The organism is Amycolatopsis sp. NPDC005961, assembly GCF_040629235.1.
Taxonomy (GTDB): domain Bacteria; phylum Actinomycetota; class Actinomycetes; order Mycobacteriales; family Pseudonocardiaceae; genus Amycolatopsis; species Amycolatopsis camponoti.
The window spans coordinates 141,326-153,912 of sequence record NZ_JBEXVF010000007.1; the positions used below are offsets into that span (position 1 = coordinate 141,326).

Consider the following 12,587-nt stretch of genomic DNA (forward strand, 5'->3'; position numbering starts at 1 on the left):
GCCGGTGTGGCCCTTGCGGTGATCACGGTGGTGCCTCACGCGGCGTGAGGGTCAAGCGTCACCCTTCCGTAGCCGCCGCACCGCGGCGAGCGCGGTTAGCCTGGCTCGATGAGGGCCGAGGTCGTGGTGGGCGCTGCGGTCGCCGTGCTCGCGCTGGTCACGGCGTTCGTGCTTCGGCGGCGGCGACGTGCGCGGCCCCGGCTGGTGCTGGGCGCGGTCCCCCGCGAGCCGCTGTCGGCGGTGTCCCGCACCGCGCTGCTGGCCAAGATCGAGGAGAAGTTCGCCGGCGGCCGGTTCTGCGTCCTGCTCGGGGGTGGCGGCGTCGGCAAGACCCACCTCGCCGCCGCCTACGTCCGCGCCGTCCGCGGCACCGTCGTCTGGGTGGCCGCCCAGGATCCGGCGAACACCGTCCGGGCGTACGCCGCGCTCGGCCGCGCGGCCGACGCCGAAGCCGCCGCCCGCGCGGGACTTGCGTGGCTCGACGGCCTCGACGACGCGATCGTGGTCTTCGACGGCGCGACCGACCCGGACGCGCTCAACCGCTGGCTGCCCGCCCGCGCCCGGGTCCTGGTCACGACGACCGTGCCGGACTTCGACGTCCTCGGCGGCACCGTGCCGGTCAGCGGGTTCGGCGAGGCCGAAGCCGTCCGGTTCCTGGAGGCGCGATCCGGGCGGGAGGCCGGCGCCGCCGCGGCCGACGTCGCCCGGGAGCTGGGGTGCCTGCCGCTCGCGCTGGCCCAGGCGGGCGGGGTGATCCGCCGGCAGCCGTTCGCGACCTACCTGGACGAGCTGCCGCACGCGCCGCCGCTGGAGCGCGACCCGGGCGAGGACCACCCACCCCGCGTCGAAGACACCACGCTCGCGGCACTGCGAGCGGTGGTGGCGCGCGACAGCCGGGCGCTGGCGCTCGCGGAGTTGCTCGCCGTGCTGGCGCCGTGGGGCGTGCGCCGTGCTCTGCTCCATCGAGCGGGGCCGGACCCGGTGGCAGTCGAGGCGGCGCTCCACGGGCTCACGGAGGCGGCCCTCGCGGAGTCCGACATCGGCGGCGAGGTGGTGATGATGCACCGGCTGACGCAGCGCGCGGTACTGGGCCGGCTGCACGCGGAGGAGCGGCTGGCGCGGGCCCTGGACCGGGCGTTCGAGGTCCTGGAGCCGGCCCCGGACCTCCCCGACCACGCGGCGGCGCTGTGGAGGCACTTCCGCGCGCTGCCCGCAGCCGAGGCGGCTCCTAGGCTGGGCCGGATTTTGCGCTTACGGCGGCGTTCGGTCGAGGTGCTGGCCGACTCGGGTGCGTTCGCGCAGGCGAAGATCCTCGGCCTGGAGGTGCTCGCCGACCACGAGGCGTACCTGCCGGCCGGGCACGCGGACACCGCGCGGGCGGCCCGGTCACTGGACCGGGCGGCTTGAGCCGGACCGCGGCGCCGGGTGCGCCGGTGGTCGCCGACCACTGAGGCACTCAGGTCCGGCGCCGACCGGGCCCCTGCACTGATCCACGGCGCGCAAGCCGAGCCGGCCGCCCGGTCACCGGACCAGGCGGCCTGACCCGACCTCAGCGCCGCCGCGTACGCAGGTAATCCCCGACCACCGCGGCACCCAACCCGTCCAGGTCCGGGGCCACCACCCGGCCGCCCGAGCGGCGGGCGATCACGTCCACGAACGCCGTCAACCTCGGGTCGTCACCCAGCCTGAACACCGTCACCGAGGCGCCCAGCTTGGCCAGGCGGTCCACTTCGGACAGTGTCTTGTGGAGGGTCTGGGGCTGGGGCGGGTAGTCGAAGACCGCTTCGCCGTCCGGTTCCAGATGCGCGGTCGGCTCGCCGTCGGTGACCATCAGGACCACCGGCTGGGCGTCCGGGTGACGGCGCAGGTGCTGTCCGGCCAGCAGCAGCGCGTGGTGGGCGTTGGTGCCCTGCTCCCACGCGCCCTCCAGGCCGATCAGCTCCGGCAGTTCCACCGGCATCGCGTGGCGCCCGAACGTGATCAGCTGCAGCGCGTCGTTGCGGAAGCGCGTGCTGATCAGCTGGTGCAGCGCGAGCGCCGTGCGCTTCATCGGGAGCCAGCGGCCCTCCTGGACCATCGACCACGACGTGTCGACCAGCAGCGCCACCGCCGCCCGCGACCGGTGCTCCGTCTCGACCACCTCGACGTCCTCGACGTCCAGCCGGACCGAAGACTCCCCCACCGACACCGACCGCAGCACGGCGTTGCGGATGGTCCGCGGCACGTCCCAGGGCTGCATGTCCCCGAACCGCCACGGCCGCGACGCCCCGGTCGGCTCGCCGGCCGCGCCCGCCGACTCCGTCTCCCGGTCGCCGGCCTTGCCGCGCAACGCGTTCACGATGTCCGACAGCGCCGTCTCGCCCAGGCGCCGCAACGCCTTGGGCGACAACCGGAGCGTCCCGTCGGCGGCGCGTTCGAACAGCCCCTGGCGGCGCAGCTCACGCTCCAGTTCGGACAGTCGCCGCGCGTCGACGCCGGCGTCCTTGCCGAGCTGACGCTCGAGGGACTCCAGGTCGATGTCCTCCAGGCGCGCGCCCGGGTACGACTGCCCGAGCTGCTCGGCCAGCGCGTCCAGCTCGGCGAGGTCGGCCATCGCCTGGGCGCCTTCGCCCATCCCCAACGGATTCTTGCCCCGGAAGCGCTCCGAACCCGTCCAGTCCTCGCCCGGCCGGGCGGCCTGCAGCTGAGCGTCCAAATTGGCCAGTTGCTGCGCGAGCCGCGGGTCGCCGAACGCCTGCTGGGTCAGCTCGGCCAGCTCCGCCCGCTGCTCGGCGGACATCGAGTTGAGCATCCGCTGGGCCGCCGCGGACCGCTCGGCGAGCGCGTCGATCAGCTCCTCGACGTTCCGCGGGTTCTCCGGGAAGAACTCGCCGTGCTTGCCCATGAAGTCGTCGAAGCGCTCCTGGATGTCCTCGGCGCCCCGGGCGTGCGCGGCCAGGAGGTCGTTGAGGTCGGAGAGCATCTCGTTGATCCGCTCGACGTCCTCGGGCCCGGCGTTCTGCAGCGCCTGCTTCATGCCCTGGAAGCGCGACTCCATCAGCTCCTGGCCGAGCAGGTCGCGGATCCGCTGGTAGTTCTCCCGGCCCTGTTCGGACCGCCAGTCGTACTCGGAAAGCTCGTTGACGGCGGCGGCCGTGCCGGGCGGCAGGGCATCCAGCTGGGCCTCGCGGAAGCGGGCGTCGTCGTCCGGGTCGGGGAACAGCTCGCGCCGCTCGGCGTCCAGCGCCTCGGAAAGCAGGCGCTGGACCTCCCTCAGGGTGCCGTCGAGGTTGTTGCGGCGCTGGATCTGCGACCGGCGCTGCCACAGGCGCCGGGTCAGCTCGTCCAGGCCCGACGTGCGCTCGGTGCCACGCCGGAGCAGCTCCTCCAGCGCGGACCGCGGCGACGAGCCCGCCATGACCTCGCGGCCGATCTCGTCGAGCGCGTCCCGCAGGTCGGCCGGTGGCGCGAGCGGGTCCGGCCCGTCGTGCCACGGGCCGTAGGAGTAACCGTCGGGAAGCGGGACCGCGGTCATCGGCCGTAGACGGTCGTCGCGTCGTCGGAGTCCTTGGCCAGCCGCCGCGCCAGGAACAGCGATTCGAGGGCGAGCTCGACGGCGGCCGCGATCCGCCCCGCGGGCTCGTCGGCTCCGACGCCGGCGCGCCGGGCGACCTCGTGCAGCACCGGGAGCTCCGGCAGGGCTTCGAGGACGTCCTTGCCCGGCACGCGCTCGCCGGTGGCGACCAGGTGCCCGTCGGCGACGGCGTCGGCCAGCGGCCGCAGGTCGAGACCGGCGAACCGCTCGCGGGCGGTCTCGGCGATCGCGCGGCGCAGCAGGTGCACGAGGTGCTCGATCTCGCGGCCTTCTTCGCCGGGCTCGAACTCGATCTTGCCGCGCAGCACCGACGGGACGGCGTCGAGGTCGACCGGGCGGGCCACCGCGGGCTCTTCCCCGGTCAGCGCCGAGCGCCGCAGCGCCGCGGCCGCGACGGTTTCCGCCGCGGCGACGGCGAACCGCGCCGACACGCCGGAGCGCTGGTCGATGACCGGCGATTCACGCAGGTTCCGGACAAACCGGGCGATGACCTCCAGCAGGGGCTCGCCGACCTCGGCGACCAGGTGGGCTTCCTGCCGGACGACGGCAACCTCGGATTCGACGTCCAGGGGGTAGTGCGTGCGGATCTCGGCGCCGAAGCGGTCCTTCAGCGGGGTGATGATCCGGCCGCGGTTGGTGTAGTCCTCGGGGTTCGCGGTGGCCACGAGCAGGACGTCCAGGGGCAGCCGCAGCGTGTAGCCGCGGACCTGGATGTCGCGCTCCTCCATCACGTTGAGCAGCGCGACCTGGATGCGCTCGGCGAGGTCGGGCAGCTCGTTGATGGCGACGATGCCGCGGTGGGCGCGCGGGACCAGGCCGAAGTGGATGGTCTCGGGGTCGCCCAGGCTGCGGCCTTCGGCGACCTTCACCGGGTCGACGTCGCCGATCAGGTCGCCGACGGACGTGTCCGGCGTGGCGAGCTTCTCGGTGTAGCGCTCGGAGCGGTGGCGCCAGGCGACCGGCAGCTCGTCACCGAGTTCGGCCGCGCGCCGGATCGACGCGGGCGTGATCGGCTGCAGCGGGTGTTCGCCCAGCTCGGAGCCCTCGATGACGGGCGTCCACTCGTCGAGGAGGCCGGCGAGGGTGCGGAGCAGGCGGGTCTTGCCCTGGCCGCGTTCGCCGAGCAGGACGACGTCGTGCCCGGCCAGCAGCGCGCGTTCGAGCTGCGGCAGCACGGTGCGCGAGAACCCGACGATGCCGGGCCAGGCGTCTTCGCCGGTTTTCAGGGCGTCGAGGAGGTTGTCGTGGATCTCTTGCGCGATCGGGCGGGGCTCGTACCCGGCCGCGCGCAGGGCCCCGGCGGTGCGGGGAAGAGCGTCTGGAACTGCGTTCACCCGTTCGACGCTACTGCGGGATCGGCGGTGCGTCGATGTGGAGCGACTCCAGCGTGGGCGCGCTGCCGGAGTGGCGGACGGCCCGGTAAAATAGGGCGTCGTGTGCCGTCCCAGTGCGACTTTCGCCGTCTGGTCGTCCGCGTGGCTGAACGGAGCCGCGGCGTCCGACGATGTCCTCGACGCCCTGCTCGCGTGGGGTGAAGCCCACGACGTCGTGGCGGCCGACGCTGCGGCGGCGGAGGCGTTCACCCTGCCGCTGGCCTTCAACCGCGCGGCCACCCCAGTCCAGCTGCTGATGGCCTTGCGTTCGCAAGGAGCGAAAAGCATGTGGCTGGTGCTGCCGGTCCCGGGCGACGTCCGCGGCCTCGGCGGCGCCGGGCCGTTCGCGGAGGCGGCACTGCGGGCGGGCGACGCGGTGGTCCTGCCGGAGCTGGGCTTCGGGCTGGTGCCGCAGCCGATCGCCGAGGGCCTGGTGCGCTGGACGGTGTTTTCCCTTTCGCCGACCGCGTCGCCGGAGTACGTCGGGCTGGGCGAAGCCGAGCACGGGCTGACGGACGCGATCCGCAACAGCGCGGGGGCACTGCAGGCGCTGGACGTGGCCTCGGACCGGCCCGGGGTGCGGGCCGAGCTGTCGGCCCACCTGCGGTCGCGGCCGGACGTGGACTGGCCCGCGGGCACGCCCGCGCGAGCGTTGCGGGTGCTGCAGCGGGCGGAGGAGATCGCGGCGATCCTGGCGATCGCGTCGTCGGACGACCCGGGTGGGGCGTTGTCGGCGTCGGCTTCGTCGTTGCGCGCCCAGGCTTTGCGGCCGCTGTCGGACGCGGTGCGGACGGCTCGGTGCGCGGCGGTCAACGAGGCGGTGCGGGTGTTCGCGGAGCAGACCGCCCGCGAGGGCTGAGGCCGGGTGTCCACAGCCCAGCCGTGATGTGGACACCGAGGCCGTACCCAGGGCTTTTCCGGCCTTTCGTCGGCGGGGGCCGATAGACTGGACAAGGGCACGCCCCCCAGGGAGGGCGGGGGCCCGCCGGTGGCTGGTTTACCGGGCCGGGCGCTTGGCCGGTTCGCAGCAGCCCACCGCGCACGGGGCGCCGTTGACCGTGCAGCCCGCGACCGGGAACGAGGACAGCTTGCGCGGCTCCACCCCGTGCGTGTGCTCGCGCACCAGCTCCACCACCAGCTCGGCGAAGCGCGGGTCCGAACCCGCCGTTGCCGCGCGGGCGAACGCCATTCCGTGCTCCGCCGCTCGCTCTGCCGCCTCGTTGTCCAGGTCCCAGATCACCTCGAGGTGGTCCGACACGAACCCGATCGGCGACACGACCACACCGGGGACGCCGGACTCGTGCAGCGCGTCGATGTGGTCGACGATGTCCGGCTCCAGCCATGGCACCTGCGGCGGCCCCGAGCGCGACTGCCAGACGACGTCGTAGGAATCGATGCCCGCCTCGGCCGCCACCAGGCGCGCCGCCTCGGCGATCTGGCGGGAGTACCGGCGGCCGCCTTCGGAGGGCGGGCCCGATGCCGCGTCCGCGCTCGACGGGACCGAATGGGCCGTGAACACCGTGCGGATGCCGGGCACGTCGCCCAGGGACGCGTGGGCCGCGCGGACGCCGTCCGCCACCGCCGAGATGAACAGCGGGTGGTCGAAGAACTGGCGGATCTTCACCATTTCGGGTGCACCGGAACCGACCGCCGCGCGGGCGCGCTCGATGTCCTCGTCGTACTGGCGGCACGCCGAGTAGCCGCCGTACGCGCTCGTCGGGAACACCAGGATCCGCTTCGCGCCCTCAGAGGTCAGCGACGCCAGGGTGTCTTCGACCATCGGGTGCCAGTTGCGGTTGCCGAAGTGCACCGGCAGGTCGACGCCGGCGGCCGCGAGCTGCTTCTCGACCGCGGCCATCGCGTCGCGGTTCAGCCGGTTGATCGGCGAGACGCCGCCGAAGTGCTGGTAGTGCTCGGCGACCTCGAGCAGCCGCTCGCGGGGCACCCCCCGGCCCTTGGTGACGTTCTCGAGGAACGGCATGACGTCGTCAGGCCCTTCCGGACCGCCGAACGAAAGCCACAGCAACGCGTCGTATCCCACCCCTGCCATCTTGCCGATGTGGCGGCCCGCACGCTGACGCGGGCCCGTTATGAATCAATCAGTCCAAAACCCTGGTAGCCTCATCCCATGGCCAGGCCGAGGGAGTTCGACGAGACCGCCGCCGTCGAGAGCGCGATGCACGCGTTCTGGACCCGCGGCTACGAGGCGACCTCGACGCAGGACCTGTGCGAGGCCACCGGACTCGGGCGCAGCAGCGTCTACAACACCTTCACCAGCAAGAAAGCCCTGTTCCAGCGCACCCTGACGCACTACAGCGCCCAGGGTCTCGCCGGCCGGAAAGCGGTCCTCGAAGGACCGGGCACCGCCGCCGAACGCATCGCGGCGATGTTCGACGACCTCATCGACGACGAGCTGCGGCACGGCCGCCGCGGCTGCCTCGTCGTCAACACCCTCGCCGAACTCGGCACGCCCGACGACGAGGTCGGCGCCGCCCTGCGAAAAGACACCGAAAAGCAGCTCGCCCTGCTCACCGGCAGCGCCCGGGAGGGCGTTCTCGATGGCAGCCTCCGGGACGGCCGCGCCCCGGCCGACGTCGCCGAGTTCCTGCTCAGCACCATTTCCGGGCTCCGGGTGATGTCGCGGCGCGGCGCGAGCCCCGAGGCGATGCACGCCGTCGCCGATCTCGCCCTGTCCGCGATCACTCGATAGAGAACACCCCGCGGCGCCAAACCCGCTGCCTCAATTTTGTACTGACCGATACACAACCAAGGAGGACCCGTGCCCCTGGCCGTCTTCGTCCTCGGGCTCAGCGTGTTCGCGCTGGGCACGTCCGAGTTCATGATCACCGGCCTGCTCCCCGGGATGGCCACCGACCTCGGCGTCACCATCCCCGACGCCGGCCTGCTGATCTCCGCCTTCGCCATCGGCATGGTCGTCGGGGCCCCGCTGCTGGCGATCGGCACCCTGCGGCTCCCCCGCCGCCGGACGCTCCTCGCGCTCCTCGCGGTCTTCTTCGGGGCGCACGTCGTGGGTGCGCTGTCCACCGGGTACGCGCTGCTGTTCGCGACGCGGGTGGTGGCCGCGCTCGCCTGCGCGGGCTTCTGGGCCGTCGCGGTGGCGACGACGATCGCCCTGGTGCCGGTGGAGCGCCGCGGCCGCGCGATGGCGGTGCTGGTCGGCGGGCTGACCGTGGCCAACATCGCCGGCGTCCCCGCGGGAACGTTCCTCGGCCAGCACGCGGGCTGGCGGACGGCGTTCTGGGCGGTGGCGGGCGTGACCCTGCTGGCGGCCGCCGGAGTGGCGGCGCTGGTGCCGGAGACGACCGGCGGCGGGATGAGCGTCCGCACCGAGCTGCGGCTGTACCGGCGCGGCCGGGTCTGGCTCGCGCTCGGCGTGATCGCCTTGTGCCAGGCCATGATCTTCGCCGCGTTCAGCTACCTCGCCCCGTTGCTGACCGAAACGGACGGTCTCCCGGAGGCCTGGGTCCCGGGGGTCCTCGCCCTGTTCGGCGTCGGCGCCCTCATCGGCATCACGGCCGGTGGGCGGCTGGCCGACCGCTATCCCTTCGCCACGCTCTACGGCTGCGTCGGGCTCGCCCTGGCGTCGCTGCTCGTCCTGGCCCTCACGACCGACACGGGGGTCGCCGTCGCGGCGGTGCTCGTGTTCGGCGCCGCCGGGTTCGGGGCCAACCCGGCGCTGAACGTCCGCACCTACTCCGTGGCCGGGAACGCGCCGACGCTCGTCGGCGCCAGCACGACGGCGGCGTTCAACGTCGGCAACACCCTCGGGCCGTGGCTCGGCGGCCTCGCGATCGGGGCCGGCCTGGGCTTCCCCAGCGTCGCGTGGACGGGCATCGCCCTCGGCGCGACGACGCTGGTCGCGGTCACGGTCGCGGTCGTCGTCCAGCGGAACGACGACCGCGACCGGGAGCCGCTGGCCGTGTGAGGCTCAGATGCCGAGGAAGTGGACCCCGCCGTCGACCATGATCATCGAGCCGGTGGTGGCGGGGAGCCAGTCCGAGAGCACCGCGCACACGCTCTTGGCCACCGGGTCCGGGTCCGTGCTGTCCCAGCCGAGCGGCGCACGCTCGCCCCAGCCGTCCTCCAGGTCGACGAAGCCCGGGATGGACTTGGCGGCCATCGTCTTCATCGGGCCCGCGCTGACCAGGTTGACGCGAATGCCCTGCGGCCCCAGCTCCTTGGCCAGGTACCGGTTGACCGACTCGAGCCCGGCCTTCGCGACGCCCATCCAGTTGTAGACCGGCCACGCGACGCGCGCGTCGAAGTCCATGCCGACGTACGACGCGCCGCGGCCCATCAGCGGCAGGCACGCCTTCGCCAGCGACATGTACGAGTAGGTCGAGATCTCGATCGCCGTCTTGACGTCCTCGGCGGGCGCGTCGAGGAACGGCGCGCCGAGGCAGGTCTGCGGGGCGAAGCCGATCGAGTGCAGCACCCCGTCGAGGCCGTCGACGTGCTCGCGGACCTTGTCGGCGAGGCCGTCGAGGTGCTCCTGGTTGGTGACGTCCAGCTCGATCACGGGCGCCTCTTCGGGCAGGCGCTTCGCGATGCGCTCGACCAGCGACATGCGGCCGAAGCCGGTCAGCACCACCTTCGCGCCCTCCTGCTGCGCGATCTTGGCCGCGTGGAAGGCGAGCGACGCGTCGGTGATGATGCCGGTGATCAGCAGGCGCTTGCCTTCGAGCAGTCCGGGCACGGGTCCTCCAAGTCTTGGTTCGGGATGAAGAGAGGTCAGTGGCCGAGGCCGAGGCCGCCGTCGACCGGCAGCACCGCGCCGTTGACGTAGCCGGCCTCGTCGGAGGCCAGGTAGCGCACGGCTGCGGCGATCTCCGACGGCTCGGCGTACCGGCCGGACGGCACCTGCGCGAGGATCTGCTTCTTGCGGTCCTCGGGCAGCTCGTCGGTCATGTCGGTGCGCACGAAGCCGGGCGCGATGACGTTCGAGGTGATGTTGCGGGAGCCGAGCTCACGGGCCAGCGAGCGCGCGAAGCCGACGAGGCCGGCCTTCGACGCCGCGTAGTTCGCCTGGCCGGCCGAACCGGAGAGCCCGACCACCGAGGAGATGAAGACGAACCGGCCCCACTTGCCGCGCAGCATGCCGCGGGAGGCGCGCTTCGCGACGCGGTAGGCGCCGGTCAGGTTCGCGTTGATGACGCGCTCGAACTGCTCGTCGCTCATCCGCATCAACAGCGTGTCGTCGGTCAGCCCGGCGTTGGACACGAGCACCTCGACCGCGCCCTGGTGCTCCTCGACGAGCTTGAACGCCGCGTCGACCTGCTCGGTGTCGGTGACGTCCGCCTGGACCCCGAAGAGGCCATCGGGCGCGCCCGAACCACGGTGCGTGACGGCGACCCGGTGTCCCTGCTCCGCCAGGTCCCGGGCGATCGCCAGACCGATGCCCCGGTTGCCCCCGGTGACCAGAACCGACCGTCCCACAGTGTTCTCCCTCTTCGTCGACCGTGCGCTGATGTCGGGCACGAGGTTATCGGCAGCGCCGCCGGGTCGCGCACCCGCGCCCGGGGTGCCGGTGACCGTCCTAAGCCCGTGTAAGGAACTGCCCTCCGACCTTGCTGGTTACCCGCTGGTTGGTCACCGTGAGTCGCAACACAGGAGGTCGACGATGACAACCCGGATCAGCGGTGCCACCACGGGGGCCGTGAGCGAGAAACGCGTGATCGGCAACGTGCTGCGCGGCTCCATCGGCAATCTGGTGGAGTGGTACGACTGGTACGCCTACGCGGCGTTCACCACGTACTTCGCCAAGTCCTTCTTCCCGACGAGCGACACGACGGCCGCCTTCCTCGGCACCGCCGCCGTGTTCGCGGTCGGGTTCCTCATGCGCCCGCTCGGCGGCTGGATGCTCGGGCGGTTCGCCGACCGGTTCGGCCGCCGCAGCGCCCTGGTGCTTTCGGTCACGCTGATGGCGGGCGGGTCGCTGCTCATCGCCGTCACGCCGAGCTATCACACGATCGGCCTCGCGGCGCCGATCCTGCTGCTGGTCGCGCGGCTGATCCAGGGCTTGTCCGTCGGCGGCGAGTACTCCACGTCGGCGACGTACCTGTCCGAAGTGGCCACTCCGGGCAAGCGCGGGTTCTACTCCAGCTTCCAGTACGTCACGCTGTACGGCGGCCAGCTGCTGGCGCTGGGTCTCCAGCTGATCCTCCAGGGCCTGCTCACCGAGCAGCAGCTGACGTCGTGGGGCTGGCGGATCGCGTTCGGCGTCGGCACGGTGGCCGCGCTCAGCGTCATGTGGCTGCGCCGCGGCATGGACGAGTCCGAGAGCTTCACGAAGGAAAAGGGCACCGAGGCGGCCGGTGACCGCGGCACGCTGCGCGCGCTGGCCAAGTACCCGAAGGAGATCGCGCTCGTCGTCGGCCTGACGCTCGGCGGCACGGTGGCGTTCTACACCTTCGCCACCTACAGCCAGAAGTTCCTCGAGAACACCGCCCACATCCCGCGGCGCACGGTCACGATCATCCTGTTCTCGGCGATCCTCCTCGCGGCGATCCTGCAGCCGCTGGCGGGCAAGCTGTCCGACCGGATCGGCCGCCGCCCGCTGCTGCTGTTCTTCGGCATCGCGGGCACGCTGCTCACCGTGCCGATCATGACGATCATGGGCTCGACCCGGAACCCGGTCGGCGCGTTCTTCCTCGTCCTGGCCGGGCTCGTCGTCGTGGCGGGGTACACGTCGATCAACGCGATCGTGAAGGCCGAGCTGTTCCCGACGAAGATCCGCGCCATCGGTGTCGGGCTGCCCTACGCGCTGACCGTGGCGATCTTCGGCGGTACCGCGGAGCTCATCGCGCAGGCGCTGAAGAGCGCCGGGCACGAGTCGGTGTTCTTCTGGTACGTCGCGGGCTGTGTCCTGGTCTCCCTGATCGTCTACGGCACAATGCGGGAAACCTCGAAGAGCTCCGAGCTGGAAGAGCGCTGAGAAAGGGATGGTCGTGCGCGTGCTCCTCGTCGAAGACGACGCGGGTGTCGCCGGCGCGCTCGCCGAGTCGCTGCACGCGCGCGGCCATCCCGTCACCAGCGTCGGGCGCGGGGCCGACGCCCTGCACCGCCACCGCGACGCCGACCTCGTCCTGCTGGACCTGGGGCTGCCCGATCTCGACGGACTCGATGTCCTGCGCAAGATCCGCGCCGTCTCGCCGGTGCCGGTGATCGTCCTGACCGCCCGCGGCGACGAACGCTCGGTCGTGCGCGGGCTGCGGCTCGGCGCGGACGACTACCTCACCAAGCCGGTCCGGCTGGCCGAGCTGCTGGCCCGGATGGACGCCGTCGTGCGCCGCGCCGTCGCCCGCGAAGCTCCGGCCGACAATGCCGGTGACGTCGTGCGCGTCGAGGACGTCGAGATCGACCTCGGCGCCCGCCGGGTGCTCGTCGCCGGGCACGACGTCGGGCTCACCACCAAGGAGTTCGAGATCCTGGCCGTGCTCGCCGCGCGCCCCGGCACCGCGGTCAGCCGCCAGCAGCTCATGGACGAGGTCTGGGGCGACGCCTACCTCGCGGTGTCGCGCTCGCTCGACGTCCACCTGACCGGCCTGCGCGCGAAGCTGGACCGGCCGGGGCTGCTCACCACCATCCGCGGCTACGGCTACCGGCTCGGCCGGGACTGA

The 12,587-nt window shown here is 72.6% G+C and carries 11 protein-coding genes; 6 read left to right on the forward strand and 5 right to left on the reverse strand.

Annotation, left to right across the window (positions count from 1 at the left end):
* The first annotated feature begins 108 nt into the window (after window positions 1-108).
* Complete coding sequence (locus ABZ342_RS09025) at window positions 109-1,407, forward strand: hypothetical protein (protein ID WP_360470505.1); 1,299 nt, start codon at window positions 109-111, stop codon at window positions 1,405-1,407.
* 142 nt (window positions 1,408-1,549) lie between these two features.
* On the opposite strand, the gene ABZ342_RS09030 is transcribed toward ABZ342_RS09025, so the two are convergent.
* The gene (locus ABZ342_RS09030) at window positions 1,550-3,514 is read right to left on the reverse strand and encodes a VWA domain-containing protein (RefSeq protein ID WP_360470508.1); all 1,965 of its coding nucleotides are present in this window, start codon (window positions 3,512-3,514) and stop codon (window positions 1,550-1,552) included.
* Window positions 3,511-4,908, reverse strand: coding sequence for an ATP-binding protein (locus tag ABZ342_RS09035; protein WP_360470510.1), 1,398 nt, complete (start codon window positions 4,906-4,908; stop codon window positions 3,511-3,513). The genes ABZ342_RS09030 and ABZ342_RS09035 overlap by 4 nt, the downstream gene beginning before the upstream one ends.
* 100 nt (window positions 4,909-5,008) lie before the next feature.
* Here ABZ342_RS09035 and ABZ342_RS09040 point away from each other — a divergent pair, with 100 nt between their 5' ends.
* Window positions 5,009-5,806 (forward strand): hypothetical protein, encoded by a 798-nt coding sequence (locus tag ABZ342_RS09040; RefSeq protein WP_155544139.1) that lies wholly within the window; start codon window positions 5,009-5,011, stop codon window positions 5,804-5,806.
* 138 nt (window positions 5,807-5,944) lie between these two features.
* On the opposite strand, the gene ABZ342_RS09045 is transcribed toward ABZ342_RS09040, so the two are convergent.
* Window positions 5,945-6,988 carry a ferrochelatase gene (locus ABZ342_RS09045; protein WP_360470655.1) on the reverse strand — a complete coding sequence of 348 codons (1,044 nt, stop codon included), beginning with the start codon at window positions 6,986-6,988 and terminating at the stop codon, window positions 5,945-5,947.
* Window positions 6,989-7,075: 87 nt separating this feature from the next.
* Between ABZ342_RS09045 and ABZ342_RS09050 the strand changes: the two genes are divergently transcribed.
* Together ABZ342_RS09050 and ABZ342_RS09055 are read left to right on the forward strand one after the other, a co-directional pair.
* The gene (locus ABZ342_RS09050) at window positions 7,076-7,657 is read left to right on the forward strand and encodes a TetR/AcrR family transcriptional regulator (protein ID WP_360470513.1); all 582 of its coding nucleotides are present in this window, start codon (window positions 7,076-7,078) and stop codon (window positions 7,655-7,657) included.
* A 69-nt stretch (window positions 7,658-7,726) separates the two neighbouring features.
* On the forward strand, window positions 7,727-8,893 hold the full coding sequence (locus ABZ342_RS09055) for a Cmx/CmrA family chloramphenicol efflux MFS transporter (RefSeq protein WP_360470516.1): 1,167 nt from the start codon (window positions 7,727-7,729) through the stop codon (window positions 8,891-8,893).
* Between the two features lie 3 nt (window positions 8,894-8,896).
* Here the strand turns inward: ABZ342_RS09055 and fabI are convergent, their stop codons facing one another.
* Both fabI and ABZ342_RS09065 read right to left on the reverse strand, forming a co-directional pair.
* A complete protein-coding gene (gene fabI / locus ABZ342_RS09060) occupies window positions 8,897-9,664 on the reverse strand; it encodes an enoyl-ACP reductase FabI (protein WP_013226770.1) in 768 nt (255 codons plus the stop codon).
* Between the two features lie 35 nt (window positions 9,665-9,699).
* A complete protein-coding gene (locus ABZ342_RS09065; RefSeq protein WP_155544142.1) occupies window positions 9,700-10,404 on the reverse strand; it encodes a beta-ketoacyl-ACP reductase in 705 nt (234 codons plus the stop codon).
* 184 nt (window positions 10,405-10,588) lie between these two features.
* On the opposite strand from ABZ342_RS09065, the gene ABZ342_RS09070 reads away from it, so the two are divergent.
* Window positions 10,589-11,902: an MFS transporter gene (locus ABZ342_RS09070; RefSeq protein WP_360470520.1), complete on the forward strand. Its 1,314-nt coding sequence runs from the start codon at window positions 10,589-10,591 to the stop codon at window positions 11,900-11,902.
* 7 nt (window positions 11,903-11,909) lie between these two features.
* Complete coding sequence (locus tag ABZ342_RS09075) at window positions 11,910-12,587, forward strand: response regulator transcription factor (protein WP_155544144.1); 678 nt, start codon at window positions 11,910-11,912, stop codon at window positions 12,585-12,587.